The sequence below is a fragment of the Ferrigenium kumadai genome, from assembly GCF_018324385.1.
GTDB classification, from domain to species: domain Bacteria; phylum Pseudomonadota; class Gammaproteobacteria; order Burkholderiales; family Gallionellaceae; genus Gallionella; species Gallionella kumadai.
This window is the reverse complement of record NZ_AP019536.1, coordinates 874,990-893,502: the sequence shown is the minus strand read 5'-3', so window position 1 is coordinate 893,502 and position 18,513 is coordinate 874,990. Positions and strand designations below refer to the sequence as shown.

General features: G+C 61.4%; 14 protein-coding genes and 1 pseudogene. 4 read left to right on the top strand and 11 right to left on the bottom strand.

Features of this window, described 5'->3' with window-relative positions:
• Positions 1 to 31 precede the first annotated feature (31 nt).
• On the top strand, positions 32 to 1,894 hold the full coding sequence (locus tag FGKAn22_RS04270) for a putative bifunctional diguanylate cyclase/phosphodiesterase (protein ID WP_212786742.1): 1,863 nt from the start codon (positions 32 to 34) through the stop codon (positions 1,892 to 1,894).
• 45 nt (positions 1,895 to 1,939) lie between these two features.
• On the opposite strand, the gene truA is transcribed toward FGKAn22_RS04270, so the two are convergent.
• The 9 genes from truA to FGKAn22_RS04225 all read right to left on the bottom strand — a co-directional run bounded on the left by truA (position 1,940) and on the right by FGKAn22_RS04225 (position 11,669).
• Complete coding sequence (gene truA / locus FGKAn22_RS04265; RefSeq protein ID WP_212786741.1) at positions 1,940 to 2,728, bottom strand: tRNA pseudouridine(38-40) synthase TruA; 789 nt, start codon at positions 2,726 to 2,728, stop codon at positions 1,940 to 1,942.
• Positions 2,729 to 2,741: 13 nt separating this feature from the next.
• A complete protein-coding gene (locus tag FGKAn22_RS04260) occupies positions 2,742 to 3,356 on the bottom strand; it encodes a CbiQ family ECF transporter T component (protein ID WP_212786740.1) in 615 nt (204 codons plus the stop codon).
• Between the two features lie 62 nt (positions 3,357 to 3,418).
• On the bottom strand, positions 3,419 to 6,046 hold the full coding sequence (locus FGKAn22_RS04255; protein ID WP_212786739.1) for a motility hub landmark protein FimV: 2,628 nt from the start codon (positions 6,044 to 6,046) through the stop codon (positions 3,419 to 3,421).
• An 88-nt stretch (positions 6,047 to 6,134) separates the two neighbouring features.
• Positions 6,135 to 7,157 (bottom strand): aspartate-semialdehyde dehydrogenase, encoded by a 1,023-nt coding sequence (locus FGKAn22_RS04250; protein ID WP_212786738.1) that lies wholly within the window; start codon positions 7,155 to 7,157, stop codon positions 6,135 to 6,137.
• A 30-nt stretch (positions 7,158 to 7,187) separates the two neighbouring features.
• Positions 7,188 to 8,252 (bottom strand): 3-isopropylmalate dehydrogenase, encoded by a 1,065-nt coding sequence (leuB, locus tag FGKAn22_RS04245; protein WP_212786737.1) that lies wholly within the window; start codon positions 8,250 to 8,252, stop codon positions 7,188 to 7,190.
• Between the two features lie 48 nt (positions 8,253 to 8,300).
• Entirely contained in the window at positions 8,301 to 8,939 is a 639-nt protein-coding gene (leuD, locus tag FGKAn22_RS04240) for a 3-isopropylmalate dehydratase small subunit (protein ID WP_212786736.1), read from the bottom strand.
• Entirely contained in the window at positions 8,939 to 9,061 is a 123-nt protein-coding gene (locus FGKAn22_RS04235) for an entericidin A/B family lipoprotein (protein WP_212786735.1), read from the bottom strand. Before FGKAn22_RS04235 ends, leuD begins: the two co-directional genes overlap by 1 nt.
• Positions 9,062 to 9,071: 10 nt before the next feature.
• Positions 9,072 to 10,475, bottom strand: a complete 1,404-nt coding sequence (leuC, locus tag FGKAn22_RS04230; protein WP_212786734.1) for a 3-isopropylmalate dehydratase large subunit — start codon at positions 10,473 to 10,475, stop codon at positions 9,072 to 9,074.
• A 24-nt stretch (positions 10,476 to 10,499) separates the two neighbouring features.
• Entirely contained in the window at positions 10,500 to 11,669 is a 1,170-nt protein-coding gene (locus FGKAn22_RS04225) for an MFS transporter (RefSeq protein WP_212786733.1), read from the bottom strand.
• A 111-nt stretch (positions 11,670 to 11,780) separates the two neighbouring features.
• On the opposite strand from FGKAn22_RS04225, the pseudogene grpE reads away from it, so the two are divergent.
• From grpE to dnaJ, 3 genes and pseudogenes are all read left to right on the top strand, one after another.
• Positions 11,781 to 12,311 (top strand): annotated as a pseudogene (gene grpE / locus FGKAn22_RS04220) (nucleotide exchange factor GrpE); the annotation flags it as partial.
• Between the two features lie 87 nt (positions 12,312 to 12,398).
• The gene (gene dnaK, locus FGKAn22_RS04215; RefSeq protein ID WP_212786731.1) at positions 12,399 to 14,342 is read left to right on the top strand and encodes a molecular chaperone DnaK; all 1,944 of its coding nucleotides are present in this window, start codon (positions 12,399 to 12,401) and stop codon (positions 14,340 to 14,342) included.
• Between the two features lie 77 nt (positions 14,343 to 14,419).
• Entirely contained in the window at positions 14,420 to 15,541 is a 1,122-nt protein-coding gene (gene dnaJ / locus FGKAn22_RS04210) for a molecular chaperone DnaJ (protein ID WP_212786730.1), read from the top strand.
• Between the two features lie 145 nt (positions 15,542 to 15,686).
• On the opposite strand, the gene FGKAn22_RS04205 is transcribed toward dnaJ, so the two are convergent.
• Both FGKAn22_RS04205 and FGKAn22_RS04200 read right to left on the bottom strand, forming a co-directional pair.
• Positions 15,687 to 16,160 carry a cyanophycin metabolism-associated DUF1854 family protein gene (locus FGKAn22_RS04205; protein ID WP_212786729.1) on the bottom strand — a complete coding sequence of 158 codons (474 nt, stop codon included), beginning with the start codon at positions 16,158 to 16,160 and terminating at the stop codon, positions 15,687 to 15,689.
• Entirely contained in the window at positions 16,157 to 18,442 is a 2,286-nt protein-coding gene (locus FGKAn22_RS04200) for a cyanophycin metabolism-associated ABC transporter (protein ID WP_212786728.1), read from the bottom strand. Before FGKAn22_RS04200 ends, FGKAn22_RS04205 begins: the two co-directional genes overlap by 4 nt.
• Between the last annotated feature and the right edge of the window lie 71 nt (positions 18,443 to 18,513).

Genomic DNA, 18,513 nt, shown 5'->3' with positions numbered 1-18,513 from the left:
GGGGTTGCATACATATGGCGTGGTGGAGATCATGCCCAAGCAAGAACGAATCCGCACCGCCTGCATGATCGGGCTGCCCGTCATTCTGTATTATTCGCTGTACAACCTACAGGCCGGCCTTCAGGCGCTGGCTTGGCTCCAGTTCGGCGTGGCCTTCCTGCTGCTGGCACCAGCCCTCATACTGGCCGTCAAAAACATTCTGCTGCCCTTATCGGAAACTCTGTTGATGGTTTCCTCGGTCATCATCTTCGGCTATATGCAGATTTCCGGCGGACTCGATGCGACAGGTGTTTATTGGGTCTACGTCTTCCCCTTCGTCGCCTTCTTCGTCGCCGGGCAAAAGAACGGCTGGCTGTGGAGCATCGGTTTCTTTGTATTGTCCATCGCCGCACACAAACTGGGAAAGATCATCAACATCGGGGGCGCCTACTCTTCCGTGCAGGTGACGCAACAGTATGCGGCGTTCCTGTTCTATACGGTGGCCGCCTCGATGTTCAACCGTTTAAGGAGCGACTTCGAACACCGTCTCCACGACGAGCTCACCGAGCGCAGTGCGGCGGCCGAGGCCTATCAGAGTCAGCTGCGCCACCGCACGCTGCACGACAGTCAGACCGATCTTCCGAACCGCATGCAGTTCTTCACGCTGCTGACGCAAAAAGTCGCTCAATGTGATGACACCTCCAAGATAACGGTGGCCTATATCAAGCTGGAGCGCATCCTGGAGATCAGCAACATCATCGGCAGCGACGAAAGCCGCAAGCTGATCAGGAGCATCGCCCAGGCGCTGCTCAACAGGATGAAACCCGACACCATTCTGGCGCGTACCGGTTTTGACGAATTTGCCTTGGCCTTCTGCCTCTCGAAAGGCGAAGACGAAATGCATGACCTCCATGACTTCCTCGACAGTCGCCCTTTCATCCATCATGCGAACGGCCAGCCGCTGCATATCGAATACACCATGGGGTTGTGCAGCTACCCGGACTTCGCCTCCGGCAGTGACCAGCTGCTGCGCCGCGCGGAACAGGCAATGATGCGCGCGAGAGAGAAACACCTTCCACTGCTGCGCTACGAATCCGGGCAGGAGGAGGCATTCATCCGCCACCATCTGCTGTATGGCAAACTGATGCGTGCGCTCGAATCCAACCAGCTGAGCCTGGTTTACCAGCCCCAGGTGGACATCTCCTCTGGAAAACTGCTGGGCGTGGAAGCGCTCGCCCGGTGGCGCGATCCTCAGGAAGGCTGGATAGCACCAGCCGAATTCATCCACGTCGCCGAACAGTCCGGACTGATCCACCCGTTGACCCACTGGATCATCCGGCAAGGCATTGCCCAGTGCAGTGAATGGCACCAGACGGGATTGGATATCAGCGTTTCGCTCAATCTCTCGGCACGCTGTTTCGACGATACGGAGCTGGTCAACCACTTATTGGAAACACTGCGCCAGACACGAGCCAAGCCGGAATGGATCACGCTGGAACTGACGGAAAGCACCTTCATGGACAACCCGGAAAAAGCGTTGCGCCTGGTAAAGCAATTCCACGACATGGGCTTCCGAATTTCCATTGACGATTTCGGCACTGGATACTCTTCGTTGGCGTACCTGAAAAACCTGAATGCAGACGAACTAAAAATAGATCGTGGCTTCGTCATGAACCTGCCGGACAGTCCGGACGATATCGCCATCGTCCAGTCCACCATCCATCTCGCTCACAATCTCGGTCTGAAGGTAGTGGCCGAAGGCATCGAAACTGCCGCCGCATCGCTCAAACTCCGCGAACTGGGCTGCGATATCGCGCAGGGTTATTACTACAGCAGGCCGATGCCGCCGGAAGTGCTCGACCTATGGGCCGCCAGCGTTGCCAGGCAACATTCCTTCGACTCACCTGAAGCATAAAACCATCCATCCGGGCTGATCAAAGACGTATTGCACAGCCCCGGTTCAGCCCGCCGGCCGGAACTCCGCCACCTCCGGCAAGTGCGGCAACCCCCATTTCGCCTCGTAAGTAATACGGCGCAGATACAGCCCATCCGGCGCGAAGGTCGGCGCGGCCTGTTTGCGGTTTCTGCATTCCAGGATTTCCTTCAGCCACATTGGCGGGTGCTTGCCCTTACCCACATACACCAGGCAACCGACGATATTGCGCACCATGTGATGCAGGAACGCGTCCGCGCTCAGGTCGAACACGATCATGTCGCCCTCCCTGCGGATGTCCAGCTGGTGCAGGCGCTTGACGGGGGATTTGGCCTGGCATTCCGCCGCACGGAATGAGCTGAAGTCATGCTCACCCAGCAGGTATTGTGCGGCCGCCTGCATCGCCGCGACATCCAGCGGCGCGTGGAACCAGCCAACCTTGCCGGCCTGGATGGCGGGACGCGTGGCTCGGTTGATGAGCAGGTAGCGGTAGCTGCGCCCATGCGCGGAGAAGCGCGCATGGAACTCGTCCGGCACGGCATGCGCCCAGCGCACCGCGATGCTCTCCGGCAGCAGCGCGTTCGCGCCGCGCACCCAGGCGGTGAGCGGCCTGTCAGTGCCGGTATCGAAATGCACCACCTGCTCCAGCGCATGCACGCCGGTATCGGTGCGCCCAGCCGCGGCCACGGCGACAGGTTCGCCGGCGATCTGACTCAACGCCCGTTGCAGCGCGTCCTGCACGGTCCGCCCATCCGGCTGGCTCTGCCAGCCGCAAAACGGCCGCCCGTCGTATTCAACTCCCAGCGCGACCCTCATCCCGGAAGCCCCATCATCTAAGTACCAGCCACAATATAGCCAGCGACCCGCCCAGCAGGCAGGCATCGCCGAACGCAAAACGATACAACGGCAATTCCATCTGCCGCGCGGCCTCGTCGTACGGTTCGAACAGGCCGCGTAAGGTGTCCTGCCAGGACTGTGTGCCGCGCATCATGGCGACCTCGGCGTAGTGCAGCGTCAATGCAAGGCGTACCGCGGCCCGTTCGCGCGACAGACTGAGCAATCGCAGCGGCGCGAACAGCGTATACAGCCCGGAGATCAGCTGCTGCCGATGCAGCCGGTCCAGCAATATAGCCAGCCCCCCCAAGGCCGCCAACAACCGGAGCAGTTGCAACGAGCCATCGATAGCTCCCTCATGCGTCGGACTGAACACGCCGATCTGCGGCAACAGCAGCTGACCGGGAGTACTGTAGGAATAGATCAGCAGCAGCGACAGCATGATCCATCGCGTGCGTCGCAACAGATGAATGAACTTGCGCCCCGAAATCGCAAGGGTGGCCAGCAAGATCAGTCCCGCCGCGATGAGCAACGCGCCCAGCCCCAACACCTGCACGGTAGCGACCAGCAGGCACCAGGCCAGGATTTGCGCGGCAGGATGAAATTTCACGAGCGGCTCCAAAAGAAAACGGCAGCCCAAACAATGAGCTGCCGTCATGTCAGCGGGGGTGATTAGCCCAACTGGTCGATGATGGACTGTGCGGCTTCGCGCTGCCCTGCGTCGCCCTCTTTCAGCACTTCCTCGAGGATCTCGCGCGCCCCAGTCTGGTCACCCATCTCCTGATAGGCGCGAGCCAGATCGAGTTTCGTGGCGACCTCATGCCAATGCTCGTCCCGCACTTCCACAGCAGGCTCGGCTGGCTCTGCGGCGACCTCATCCAGATTCAGGCTGATATCGGCCAGACCGATCTCGGCCGGCTGCGCCGTTTCGGCAGGTTTTGCCGGGGTTTCTTCGGTCAGCGGGAAATCCAGGGTGAAAGCCAGCGCGCTCTCGTCTGCCGCCGGCTTTTCAGCCTCAGGCTGCGCGGCCGGCATGGACGGGTGCGTCGCCGTCACATCGAAAATCAGGTCTTCCAGATTAGGAGCTGCAACTTCTTCTTGCACGGCAGCAGCCTTGGCAGTCCCCAAGTCCAGGGAACCGGTGATATCGACGTCCACCTCGGTCGCGGCCTTGAGCGCCGGATTGGTCGAGGTCACATCGAAATCCATCGGTTCGGCTTGTGCAGCTGCCATCTCCTCGGCAGACAACACCATGGTCTTGGTCGACTCGGCGAGGAACCCTTGCTCCGCTGCCGGCGCCTCCTCACTGGCCGAAGCACCCAGATCAAAGTCAATCTCGTGAGCCGAAGCCGCGGGGGTTTCACCCAGAACGAAGTCCGGTGTCACATTCAGTGCGGGTGTCATCGTGGTCGCGCTTTCCGCGTCCTCGATGCTTCCGCCGCCATACATCGGGTTGGTCGGCTCAAGCTTGCGTCCCATTGCCGCCGCCTGCTGCCAGGCTTCTTCATCGCCGGAATCGTGCAACTGGCGGGCGATGGTCGCAAAGGAATTCACGTCCTTGCGGTTGGCATAAATGCCCAACAGCTTGAGGTGGATCTGGTGATTGCCCGGTGTCTTCTGCAGCGCCTCTTTCAGGATTTCTTCCGCCTGCACATCGCGGCCGAAATTCAGGAACAAGTCCGCCTCACTGATCGGATCGACATCTTCCGACGGAGCAGCCTCCTCAACATGGGTCGGAGCGGTAAAGTCACCGGTTTCGGGAGACGGCGCAACCGGCATCGCCATACGGCCGGTAGTCGCACCGACATCCTCGGCCTGCATGCTGCTGACGGCAATCGCCTCAGCCTGCTTGCGACGGGTCAGCATGAAACCGAGCCCGCCCAGACCAAGCAAGGCTGCTGCGCCGCCAGCCAGGTAAAGTGGGTTGCCCAGAATCTGGTCAACCAATGTCGGTTCCGCCACAACCACTTTCGGCTTGGGCTTGGCGACGGGGGCCGGCTTGACCGCGCTGACCGCGGCAACCTCGCTGGCTGCAGCGACTTCGCTTGCAGCAGCCACAGCCGATTCAGCTGGGGCGGCCGCCAGTGCAGCCGCTTCGGACTTCAGCTGGGCTAGACGTTCCATATCCTTGAGGTTCTTCTCCAGCAAGGCAGCACGCCCCTGCTCTTCCTTCAAGGCCTTGGCCTTGGCGATCGCCTCTTCCTGAGCCGCATTCTTCTTCTCTTGGGCGGTCATGGCCTTGCCGCCAGTACCAGCCACCTGGTCCCCTGGCGCCTCGCCCTTAGACAGCTTCAGCACTTCCTTGGCGGACTCCTTGGCAACCGGAGCTTTATCGCTCACCGAGCTGGATACCTTGCCGGTGGCGACTTGCTTCGCCTCTTGAGGCTGGCTGCTGACAGCAGCCGCACTGGCCAGCCGCTGGCGGTAGGCATTCCAATCGGCAGCCTGGGCGCGGATTTCCTTCGCTGCCTCGGCCTGCCCCACGGCCAGCAGCTCGTTCTGCTCGGGCAGGCGGAGGATCTTGCCGGTCTTGATGCGGTTCATGTTCTTGCCGCCGAACTGGTTGGCATTGGCGCGATACAGGGCGACCAGCATGCGCTCCAGGCTCACATCAGCTGGCTTGTTCTGTGCTGCGATCTTGTTCAGGGTGTCGCCGCTCTTGACGGTGATGTTGCCGGTCGCGACGGGCTTGGCCGGCGCGGCTGCAACCTGCTTTGCCGGTGCAGCCGCAGCGGGCTTCTCGACAGGCTTCTCTACTGGCTTGGCTGCCGGTTGGCTTTCAGCGGGGGCAGCAACCTCAGGAACGGGTTGCGCAACAGGTGCTGGCGCAGCAGCCTCTGCCGGAACAGCCTGCACCGCAGGAGCAACGGCCTGCACTTCTGCCGGCTTCGGTTGCTCCGGAACGTAATCGGGCGGATCGAGCAGGAAGGTGTATTCGCGCAACAGCTTGCCGGAAGCCCATGTCAGTTCGACCAGCAGACTGACGAACGGGTCGTTGACCGGCTGTGCGCTGGTCACCTTCAGGTAAGGTTCGCCATTCGCACGGCTCTCGATCTGGAACTTGAACTTGTTGCCGAGCGGGTATTCGAGCCCGGCTCCCTTGTAAATATCAGGTGAAGCGAGACGTGCCACCAGGCTGGCTTTTTCGGCCTTGCCGACTGCCACCAGCTCGATATCCGCTTTCAACGGCTGCCCCAAGGCAGAAGTAACGTTGATTCCTCCCATGCCCAAGGCGGAAACGCATGTGGACAGCGTTAATGCAGCAACAACCCCGAGCAGTTTCAGTAGTGATTTACGCACGCTATCACCTTCTATTTATTTATTGAACAAATAAAATAACATCATGGAGTTATCAGCACAAGCTCATAATCACCATTGGCATTATGTCTCAATCAAGGTATTTCGCAACCAGGATCTCGGCGATCTGCACGCTGTTCAGCGCCGCGCCCTTGCGCACGTTATCGCTGACCACCCACAAATTCAAGCCCAGCGGATGGGATACGTCCTCGCGGATGCGGCCCACGTAGGTCGCGTCGGTACCTGCCGCCTCGACCGGAGTCGGGTAGCCGCCCGGCTCGCGCTTGTCCATCACCTTCACGCCCGGTGCTTTTTCCAGCAGGGCACGAGCCTCGTCGGCGGTGATCTTCTTCTTGGTCTCGATGTGTATCGCCTCGGAGTGGCCATAGAACACCGGCACGCGCACCGCGGTCGGATTCACCAGGATGGAATCGTCTTCCATGATCTTCTGGGTCTCCCACACCATCTTCATCTCTTCCTTGGTGTAGCCGTTCTCCATGAATACGTCGATGTGCGGCAGCACGTTGAACGCGATGCGCTTCGGATACACCTCGACCTTCACGTCCTGCTGGTTAAACAGCGCGCGAGTCTGGTCGGCGAGCTCGTCGATCGCTTCCTTGCCGGTGCCGGACACGGCCTGGTAGGTCGCCACATTGATGCGCGAGATGCCCACCGCGTCCTTGATCGGCTTCAGCGCGACCATCATCTGGATGGTCGAGCAATTCGGGTTGGCGATGATGCCGCGGTTCTTGTACTGCGCGATGGCATGGGGATTCACCTCAGGCACCACCAGCGGGATGTCGCGGTCGTAGCGGAAGTGCGCGGTATTGTCGATCACCACGCAGCCGGCGGCCGCGGCGATGGGCGCATATTTTTCCGACACGCTGCCGCCCGCGGAGAACAGGCCGATCTGCGCCTTGGAGAAGTCGAAACCTTCCACGTCGAGAACGGTGATCTCCTTGCCATTGAAGGTCACCGTGGAACCGGCCGAGCGGCTGGAAGCCAGCGGGTACAGGTTACGCACCGGAAACTTGCGCTGTTCCAGGATGGACAGCATCGCCTCGCCCACCGCGCCGGTTGCACCGAGGATACATACGTCGTATTGCTTGCTCATGTTGTTTACTCTCTCAGATTTCTAATTCGTTCAAAGGGCCGCGACCACCGCATCGCCCATGGCATTGCAGCCGATCTTCTTCGTGCCTTCGGTATAGATGTCGCCGGTACGGTAGCCTTGTGCCAGCGCCCTCTTCACCGCATTCTCGATGCGCGTCGCATTGGCCTCGTCGTTGAAGGTGTAGCGCAGCATCATCGCTGCCGACAGGATGGTCGCCAGCGGATTGGCGATGTCCTTGCCCGCGATGTCCGGCGCAGAGCCGTGGCTGGGCTCGTACATGCCCTTGTTGTTGATGTCCAGCGAGGCGGACGGCAACATGCCGATGGAACCGGTCAGCATCGATGCCTCATCAGACAGGATGTCGCCGAAGATGTTGCCGGTCAGGATCACGTCGAACTGCTTGGGCGCGCGCACAAGCTGCATCGCCGCGTTGTCCACATACATGTGGGACAGTTCGACTTGCGGATATTCCTTCGCCACTTCGGTGACGATCTCGCGCCAGAACATGCTGGTATCCAGCACGTTGGCCTTGTCCACGGAGCACAGTTTCTTGCCGCGCTTCATCGCGATCTGGAAGCCGACATGCGCCACGCGGCGGATCTCCGACTCGCTGTAGTGCATGGTATCGAAGCCTTGGCGCTCGCCGTTCTCCAGCGTACGGATGCCGCGCGGCTGGCCGAAATAGATGTCGCCGGTCAGTTCGCGCAGGATCATGATGTCCAGCCCGGAAACCACTTCCGGCTTCAGCGTGGAAGCGGATGCGAGTTCCGGATACAACAGCGCGGGGCGCAGATTGGCGAACAGGCCCAGGCCCTTGCGGATGCGCAGCAGACCCTGCTCGGGACGCATCGGACGCGGCAGGTTGTCGTACTGGTAACCGCCAACAGCACCGAGCAGCACTGCATCGGATTCCTGCGCCAGCTTGAGCGTCGCCTCGGGCAGCGGATCGCCCGCCGCGTCGTAGCCCGCGCCACCGATGTAGGCGTGTTCCATCTCGATCTTCAAGCCGTCGCTGCGCAACGCTTCCAACACTTTGGTCGCCTGCGCGACGATCTCGGGTCCGATGCCGTCACCCGGCAATACTGCGATCTTCATTTTTCTTCCAGTCAGAATTACAAATTATTTATGCGGACAACTCAGGGATTATGCGTACAGCCACGGCTGTGCCGCGCGGTGCTTCGCCTCGAACGCCTTGATGTCATCCACGTGCTGCAGCGTCAGGCCGATGTCGTCCAGCCCGTTCAACAGGCAATGCTTGCGGTGCGCGTCCACGTCGAACTTGTATTCCGTACCGTCAGGCAGCGCGATGGTCTGCTGCTCCAGATCGACCTTCAGCTTGTAGCCGGCATTGGCTTCCACCGCCTTGAACAGCGCATCGACCTTGTCCGCATCCAGCTTGATCGGCAGCAGGCCATTCTTGAAGCAGTTGTTGAAGAAGATGTCAGCGAAGCTCGGCGCGATGATGACGCGGAAGCCGTAGTCCTCCAGCGCCCATGGAGCGTGTTCACGCGAACTGCCGCAACCGAAGTTCTCGCGCGCCAGCAAAACTTGAGCGCCTTGGTAGCGCGGCTGGTTCAGCACGAAGTCCGGGTTGAGCGGACGCTTGCTGTTGTCCATGCCCGGTTCGCCGTGGTCGAGATAGCGCCATTCGTCGAACGCGTTCGGACCGAAGCCGGAACGCTTGATCGACTTCAGGAATTGCTTGGGGATGATGGCGTCGGTGTCGACGTTGGCACGATCCAACGGCACGACCAGCCCATCGAGCAAGGTGAATTTACGCATTACTTTTCAGCCGCCTTTTCCAGTTTTTCGCCGCCTTTTTTGATGTCCTTGCCCAGGCCTTCCATGGTGTTGCAGCCGGCCAGAACCAAAGCAGCCAGAACCAATGCGATTGTCTTTCTCATCATCCTCTCCTTACAGTTTGCTCACATCGACAAAATGACCCGCGATGGCCGCGGCCGCCGCCATCTCCGGGCTCACCAGGTGCGTACGCCCGCCCTGCCCCTGCCGCCCCTCGAAGTTGCGGTTGGAGGTCGAAGCGCAACGCTCGCCGGGTTCCAGGCGATCATCGTTCATCGCCAGACACATCGAACAGCCAGGATCGCGCCACTCGAAGCCCGCCTCGATGAATACCTTGTCCAGCCCTTCCTTCTCGGCCTGCGCCTTCACCAGACCGGAGCCCGGCACCACCAGCGCTTGCTTGACGTTGGGTGCGACCTTCTTGCCCTTTGCGATCACTGCTGCGGCACGCATATCCTCGATGCGCCCGTTGGTGCAGGAGCCGATGAACACCTTGTCGATCTTGATCTCGGCGATGGGCGTATTCGCCTGCAAGCCCATGTACTGCAGAGCCCGCTGCCAGTCGTGGCGCTTCACCTCGTCGGGTGCGGATGCCGGATCAGGCACGCGACCGTCGATAGACGTCACCATTTCCGGCGAAGTGCCCCAGGTCACTTGCGGACGGATGCTTGCAGCATCCAGCTCGACCACCGCGTCGAATTTCGCACCCTCGTCGGAATGCAATGTCTTCCAGTAAACAACAGCCTTGTCCCACAACTCGCCTTGCGGCGCGAACGGGCGGCCCTTGAAATAGTTGATCGTGGTGTCGTCGGCCGCGATCATACCGGCGCGCGCGCCCGCCTCGATCGCCATGTTGCACAACGTCATGCGACCTTCCATCGACAGACCTCGGATCGCGCTGCCCGCGAACTCGATGGCATAGCCCGTGCCGCCCGCCGTGCCGATCTTGCCGACCACCGCCAGTGCGACGTCCTTGGCCGTCACGCCCTTGTGCAGCGCACCTTCGACCTTGACCAGCATGGCCTTGGACTTCTTCGCCACCAGGCATTGCGTCGCCATCACGTGCTCGACCTCGGAGGTGCCGATGCCGTGCGCCAGCGCGGCGAATGCACCGTGCGTGCTGGTGTGGGAGTCGCCGCACACCACGGTCATGCCCGGAAGGGTCGCACCCTGCTCCGGACCGACCACGTGCACGATGCCCTGCCGGATGTCGTTCATGCCGAACTCGAGCACGTCGAACTCGGCGCAGTTCTCATCCAGCGTCTCCACTTGCAGGCGCGAGATCGGGTCCTTGATGCCGCCGCTGCGACTCGTCGTCGGCACATTATGGTCGGGCGTCGCCAGCATGGACGCGGTGCGCCACGGCTTGCGGTGCGCCAGCTTCAGCCCCTCGAAGGCCTGCGGGCTGGTCACTTCGTGCACCAGCTGGCGGTCGATATAGATCAACGCAGTGCCGTCAGCTTCCTGCTGCACCACATGGGAGTCCCAAAGTTTGTCGTATAAAGTTTTTGCGCTCATTGCCGTTCCTAATAGAGCTCGCGATTATGCCACAGCCGCCGGCCTCTCCGCCATGCCGCGCAGTTTCCACGCCATCAGCAGCAGTCCGGCCAGCGCCATGGCCGAGCTGAACGAATAGAGCGCGCTGGCGCCAAAGCGTTCCCAGATCGGGCCGCTGGCCAGATAGCCCAGCATGCCGCCCGCCCCGTAAGTGACGCTGCCGAACAGGGCCTGCCCCTTGGACTGGTGCCGCCCCTGGAAGAATTCGTGCACCAACCCCACCGAGGCGGCATGGTAGGCGCCGAAGGTGGCGGCATGCAGCACCTGCGCGAACAGCAGCAACACCAGCCAATCCACCGCCCAGCCGATGAGCAGGAAGCGCAGCACGGCGCAGGCGAGGCTGAACACCAGGATGCGCACGAAGCCGAAGCGGCGCACCAGCCAGGGCATCAGAAAGAACACGCCGATCTCGCAGATCACCCCCAGCGCCCACAGCCCGCCCACCGCACTCTTGGCGTAGCCATGCTCGACCAGATAGATGGAATAGAAGGTGTAGTAAGGGCCGTGTGCGACCGACATCAGGAAGCAGGCGCCGAACAGCGCCAGCACGCGCGGCTGCAGCACGATCTGCCGGATCGGCTGGCTGTCGGTATGGTGCGCCAGCACCTCGGTCGGTGGAATCTGGCGCGCAAACAACAGGATACCGACCTCGCACACCAGCCCGGCCCACAGCAGCCAGCCGATGGCGATGTAGTCGAAGGCATAGCCCAACCCCACCACGGAGACGATGAAACCGACCGAGCCCCAGGAGCGGATGCGCCCGTAGTGCGCGGTGTTCTTGCCGAGCCAGCTGAGCGTGGTCGCCTCCACCAGCGGCATCGAGGCGCTCCAGAAGAAGTTCATCAGCACCAGCACCAGCATCAGCCCCCAGAAGCTGGTCGTGGCGAATACCCCCAGATAGAACAGCACGCTGAGCGACGCCGCCGCAACCACCACCTCCCGGCGTTTCCCCGTATGGTCGGCCAGCCAGCCCCATACGTTCGGCGCGATCAGGCGCATCACCGGCTGCATCGACATCAGGACGCCGATCTCGGTGGCGCTGAAATGCAGCGACTTGAGGTACAGACTCCAATAGGGCGCGAACATCCCCACGAAGGCGTAATAGAAAAAATAGAATCCGGCGATGCGCCAGTGGTAGTTCTTGGTGGTGGACATGACGAAGCGGTTTTCGAACGGTGCGCATTATCTCACCGAAAAATATTTTGCGATGGCTCTTGAAAATGGAAACCCCGCCCCAATTAACCGCGAAGTCGCAAACAGGAGAGGCAAATGGAACAAAACGGAAACACCCCGCAGAACGAACAACAGTCCGAGGCATCCGCCCAACCCGAGGTCATGCCCAGCATGGAAGAGATGCTCAAGGAAGCCGAGCGCAAGGCGCAGGAGCACTACGATGCCTGGATGTACGCCAAGGCCGAAGGCGAGAACATCCGCCGCCGCGCCGCCGAGGACGTGAGCAAGGCCCAGAAGTTCGCCGTGGAGCGCTTCTCCGGCGAGATGCTGGCTGTAATGGACAGCCTGCAGGCCGGACTGGCCGTGCAGACCGAGAACGTGGAAAGCTTCAAGAGCGGCATGGAACTGACGCTGAAGCAGCTCTCCAGCGTGTTCGAGAAGTTCAACATCAAGGAAATCAACCCGGCCGGCGAAAAGCTCGACCCGCACAAGCACCAAGCCATCGGCATGATCGACAGCGACCAGCCCGCCAACACCGTGGTCAGCGTCATGCAGAAGGGCTACAGCCTGAACGAGCGCGTGCTGCGCCCGGCGCTGGTGATGGTCGCCAAGGCAAAAGAATAAGCACTTGAAATATCCAACGCCGCCCTGATGTAAGGCGGCGAGGCAACAATACTCAATCTTTACGCATTCAACTGAAAGGAAAGCATCATGGGAAAAATCATCGGTATTGACCTGGGCACGACGAACTCCTGCGTGGCAGTCATGGAAAACGGCAAGAGCAAGGTGATCGAGAACGCCGAAGGCGCTCGCACCACTCCGTCCATCATCGCCTACATGGAAGACGGCGAAGTGCTGGTGGGCGCGCCCGCCAAGCGTCAGGCCGTGACCAATCCCAAGAACACCCTGTACGGTGTGAAGCGCCTGATCGGCCGCCGTTTCGAGGAGCCGATGGTGCAGAAGGACATCGGCATGGTCCCCTACTCCATCGTCAAAGCCAAGAACGGCGACGCATGGGTGAAGGTGCGCGACAAGGAGATCTCCGCACCCGAGATCTCCGCGCAAGTGCTGGCCAAGATGAAGAAGACCGCCGAAGACTACCTGGGCGAGCCCGTCACCGAAGCGGTCATCACCGTTCCGGCCTACTTCAACGACTCGCAGCGCCAAGCGACCAAGGACGCCGGCCGCATCGCCGGTCTGGAAGTGAAGCGCATCATCAATGAACCGACCGCAGCCGCGCTGGCTTTCGGCCTGGACAAGCAGGAAGGCGACCGCAAGATCGCGGTGTATGACCTGGGCGGCGGCACGTTCGATATCTCCATCATCGACATCGCCGAGATCGACGGCGAGCACCAGTTCGAGGTGATGTCCACCAACGGCGACACATTCCTCGGCGGCGAAGACTTCGACATGCGCGTGATCGAGTTCCTGGTGGAAGAGTTCAAGAAGGAAAGCGGCGTCGACCTGAAGAAGGACATGCTGGCATTGCAGCGCCTGAAGGATGCGGCGGAAAAGGCCAAGATCGAACTGTCTTCCGCGCAGCAGACCGAAGTGAACCTGCCCTACATCACCGCCGATGCGACCGGCCCGAAACACCTGGCCGTGAAGATCACCCGTGCCAAACTGGAGAGCCTGGTGGAAGACCTGATCGCGCGCACCATCGAGCCGTGCAAGATCGCGATGAAGGATGCGGGTGTCTCCAACGCCGACATCGCCGACGTGATCCTGGTTGGCGGCCAGACCCGTATGCCCAAGGTGCAGGAGAAGGTGAAGGAATTCTTCGGCAAGGAAGCGCGCAAGGACGTGAACCCGGACGAGGCCGTGGCGGTCGGCGCGGCGATCCAGGGCGGCGTGCTGCAAGGCGAAGTGAAGGACGTGCTGCTGCTGGACGTGACCCCGTTGTCTCTGGGTATCGAGACCATGGGCGGCGTGATGACCAAGCTCATCAAGAAGAACACCACCATCCCGACCAAGGCATCGCAGGTGTTCTCCACTGCTGATGACAACCAGTCCGCGGTGACCATCCACGTGCTGCAAGGCGAGCGCGAGATGTCTTCCGGCAACAAGAGCCTGGGCCAATTCAACTTGGCCGACATCCCGCCCGCACCGCGCGGCATGCCGCAGATCGAAGTGACCTTCAACATCGACGCCAACGGCATCCTGCACGTGAGCGCCAAGGACAAGGCCACCAACAAGGAAGCCAACATCACCATCAAGGCAAGCTCCGGTTTGAGCGAGGAAGAGATCAACCGCATGGTGGCTGATGCCGAGGCGCACGCCGACGAAGACAAGAAGGCGATGGAACTGGTGACCTCGCGCAACCAGCTGGACGCACTGATCCACTCCACCAACAAGTCGATGAAGGAATACGGCGAGCAACTGACGGCCGACGAAAAGGCCGCCATCGAAGCCGCGGTGAAGGAAGCCGAGGAAGTCGTGAAGAGCGACGACAAGGAAGCCATCGACGCCAAGACCGAAGCACTGGCCACCGCCGCACAGAAGCTGGGCGAGAAGATGTACGCCGCCGAGCAGGCCAAGGCGCAGGGCGGCGAAGGCTGCGGCAGCTGCGAGCCGGGCGAACAATGCGCCGACCACAAGAAGGACGAAGGCGACGTGGTGGATGCTGAATTCACCGAAGTAAAAGACAAAAAATAAAGGAGCGAGGAGCGAGGATTGAGGATCGGGCGAGCCAGACCTAGGCAGCCCGATCCTCGATCCTCAATCCTTTCAGCATGAGCAAAAAAGACTATTACGAAGTCCTCGGCGTCAACCGCGACGCATCGGACGAAGAGATCAAGAAGGCCTACCGCAAGCTGGCCATGAAGTACCACCCCGACCGCAATCCGGACAATCCGAAGGCGGAGGAGCACTTCAAGGAAGCGAAGGAAGCCTACGAGACGCTCTCCGACGGACAAAAACGCGCGGCCTACGACCAGTACGGGCATGCGGCATTCGAGGCGGGCGGCATGGGCGGCGGCGGTTTCGGTGGCGGCGCCCAGGGTTTCGATTTCTCCGACATCTTCGGCGACATCTTCGGCGGAGGCCGCGGCGGCGCGCGCAGCAACGTGCATCGCGGCGCCGACCTGCGCTACAACCTCGAGATCACGCTGGAACAGGCCGCTCGCGGCACCGAGACGCAGATCCGCGTACCGACCATGGCCGAGTGCGGCACCTGCCACGGCTCGGGCGCGAAACCCGGCACCAGCCCGACCACCTGTACCACCTGCGGCGGTCACGGCCAGGTGCGCATGCAGCAGGGCTTCTTCTCCATCCAGCAGACCTGTCCGCGCTGCCACGGCAGCGGCAAGATGATCTCCTCGCCGTGCAAGGATTGCAGCGGCAGCGGACGCATCAAGCAGCACAAGACGCTGTCGGTGAAGATCCCCGCGGGCGTGGACAACGACGACCGCATCCGCCTGTCCGGCGAGGGCGAGCATGGCGTGAACGGCGGCCCGAACGGCGACCTGTATGTGGTGATCCACATCAAGCCGCATGCGGTGTTCCAGCGTGACCACAACGACCTGCATTGCGAGATGCCGATCAGCTTCGCCACCGCGGCGCTGGGCGGCGAGATCGAGATCCCCACGCTGGACGGCGCGGCACGCATCAAGATCCCGCCCGAGACACAGAGCGGCAAGCAGTTCCGCCTGCGCGGCAAGGGCATCAAGGGCGTGCGCAGCACCACCCATGGCGACCTGCACTGCCACGTCATCGTGGAAACGCCGGTGAACCTGACCGACCGCCAGAAGGAACTGCTGCGCGAGTTCGAGGCGATCAACGATACGGACAGCGAACGCCACAACCCGCGTGCCAAGTCCTGGATGAACAAGGTCAAGGACTTCTTCGGGCAATAACTCGAAAAGCCATTCACCTTGCGGCGAAGGCTAACATCCGTGTAGCGGATGTTAAGAACACAAGTCCGGCCGGGGCCACAAAGCAAAAGACCTCTTCGAGTTTATCTCCCGAAGAGGTCTTTTTTGTTTGCGTTAATCCGGCGCGTTACAGGAAACGGTCGAGCAGCTTGCGGCTGGTCCGGTCGAGAGAACTCAGGTCGCGGATCAGAAACTGGATGCCGTGGCTATCGGCGATCAGCAAGGTGCCGTGGCTGAGGCGGCGGATGTCTTCCTCTCCCTTGAGCACGAAGCTGGTATCGCCACGTTCGGTCTCGACCTGCCAGGTGCTGGGGGTAGCGAAGCTGGATACCTGTGAAATGCGGCGTATCTCCGGCATGAATTCGCGGCTCGCCAGTTCCTGTTCGATCAATATCCGCGTTTCGGCTGGAAGCTCGGACAGACTGTCGATCCAGACCAGCTCATGCCCTTCGCCGTCCAGCAGCGAGATGCCGCTTTCCGGAGCGGCGATCGGAAACGCGCGCACCGGCACAACCCCTGCATGCCTCATGCCGTCCGCGCCGATGTAGATCAGCTTGCCGTATGCATCGCGCGCAAGCGAAAAACTCAATGCATTGCTCATGCCGTATGCTCCTTCGGTGTGGCAGTGGATTCGGGGAGTTCGTCCTCGCGGTCCACGTTGCGTGCCTGCGCCTGGTAGAGCTGGAAGTACGCGCCCTCCTGCGTCATCAATTCATCGTGGTTGCCGACCTCGACCACCTGACCGCGGTCCATGACCACGAGGCGATCCGCCTTGCGCAGCGTCGACAGCCGGTGTGCGATTGCGATCGTGGTGCGTCCCTGTACCAGGTTGTCGAGCGCCTTCTGGATTTCCTTTTCGGTGGTGGAATCGACCGAAGAGGTGGCCTCGTCGAGGATCAGGATGCGCGGGTCGATCAGCAGCGCACGTGCGATCGAGATGCGCTGGCGTTCGCCGCCGGACAGCCCCTGCCCGCGTTCGCCCACCAGCGAGTCGTAACCCTGCGGCAGGCGCAGGATGAATTCGTGGGCATGCGCAGCGCGAGCCGCGGCGACGATCTCCGCGCGTGTTGCGTCCGGCCTGCCGTAGGCGATGTTCTCCGCGATGGTGCCAAAGAACAGGAACGGCTCCTGCAGGACGAGGCCAATATTGCGCCGGTAATCGGCCACCGGCACTGAGCGGATATCGACGCCGTCGATGCGGATCGATCCTTCGCTCACGTCGTAGAAACGGCAAATAAGGTTGACCAGCGTGCTCTTGCCCGAACCGCTGTGACCGACCAGGCCGATCATCTCACCAGGCGAAATATCGAGGCTCACCCCACGCACCACCGCGCGGTTACCGTAGCGGAAGCCGATATCGCGAATCTCGATGCGCCCCTGCACCTGCGGCAAGCGTACCGGATTCGCCGGTTCCGGCACACTGGACACGTGATCGAGTATGTCGAAGATACGCTTCGCGCCTGCGGCAGCCTTTTGTGTCACCGACACGATGCGGCTCATCGAATCGAGCCTGGTGTAGAAACGGCTAATGTAGGCGATGAACGCGGTCAGCACGCCGACGGTGATCTCGTCGTGCGCGACCTGCCAGATGCCGAACGCCCACACCACCAGCAGGCCGATCTCGGTCAGCAGCGACACTGTCGGCGAGAACAGCGACCACACTTTGTTCAGCTTGTCGTTGACCGCGAGGTTGTGGCGGTTGGCATCACGAAAACGTTCGGCCTCCCGATCCTCCTGCGCGAATGCTTTGACCACGCGGATGCCGGGGATCGTGTCGGCCAGCACGTTGGTCACTTCCGACCACACGCGATCGATCTTCTCGAAGCCGGTACGCAGCTTGTCGCGCACCACATGGATCATCCATGCGATGAACGGCAACGGCAACAGTGTCACCAGCGCCAGCCAGGGATTGATCGAGAACAAGATCGCCGCGGTCATCGCAATCATCAGCACATCGGTGGCGAAGTCCAGCAAATGCAGGGAAATAAAGACATTGATGCGGTCGGTTTCAGAACCGATGCGCGCCATCAGGTCACCGGTTCGCTTGCCGCCGAAATATTCGAGCGATAGCTTGAGCAAGTGCTCATAGGTCGTAGTGCGCAGGTCGGCGCCGATGCGCTCTGACACCAGCGCCAGGATATAGGTACGCGCCCAGCCGAGCGACCAGGCCACCATCGCGGAGCCGAACAGCCCGGCCAGCAGCAGCGCCACCAGCCCGGTGTCGATCGGCTCGCCGTTCTGGTAGGGGATCAGCACCTTGTCCATCAGCGGCATGGTCAGGTAAGGCGGCACCAGCGTCGCGGCGGTGGAGGCCAGCGTCAGCAGGAATCCCGCGAGCAACTGCTTGCGGTAGGGCCGTGCAAAGCGCCACAGCCGCAACAGCGTCCAGGTCGAGGGCGGGATCGTCTCCTCGCGGGTGCAGATCGGGCATTCCTCCTCGCCGGATTCGAGCGGAGTCTTGCACTTGGGGCAGACAGTCTGCGTTTCTTCTGAGACAGGCTGTCCTGTCAGGTGGCTGTGGAGCTGCCTTTCGAACTGTTTGATCAGCCGCAATGCCGCAAGATTGGCTCCCAGGGTATAACGCCAGCGGGCAAGACACCCCTGCCCGTCGAGCAGCTCCAGCGTACCGACGCCGGCATGGTCGTGATGCTGCAGCACCAGCCCGGCCCGATAAGGCCAGTCCTGCCAGCCGGCTTCGCCGGCGGCACGCGCGACGATGCGCCGCTCGGTGACCAGCACCATGCCCGGCGCAAAACGCAGCTGCGCATCCAGGTCGGTATTCAGCCATGCCAGCGCATTTTCCCCGTCTGCCAATTGCGGCGGCGCGACGCGCAGTTCTTCCGGCAAGGGCTGGTCTGAAAGATGGTGAGGGTTCGTGTTCATCCGAGGTATCTGCTGGCTTGCAGTCTGAGTGACATGATTACAGGCGGCGCGAGTATAACCGAGAGCGAGAT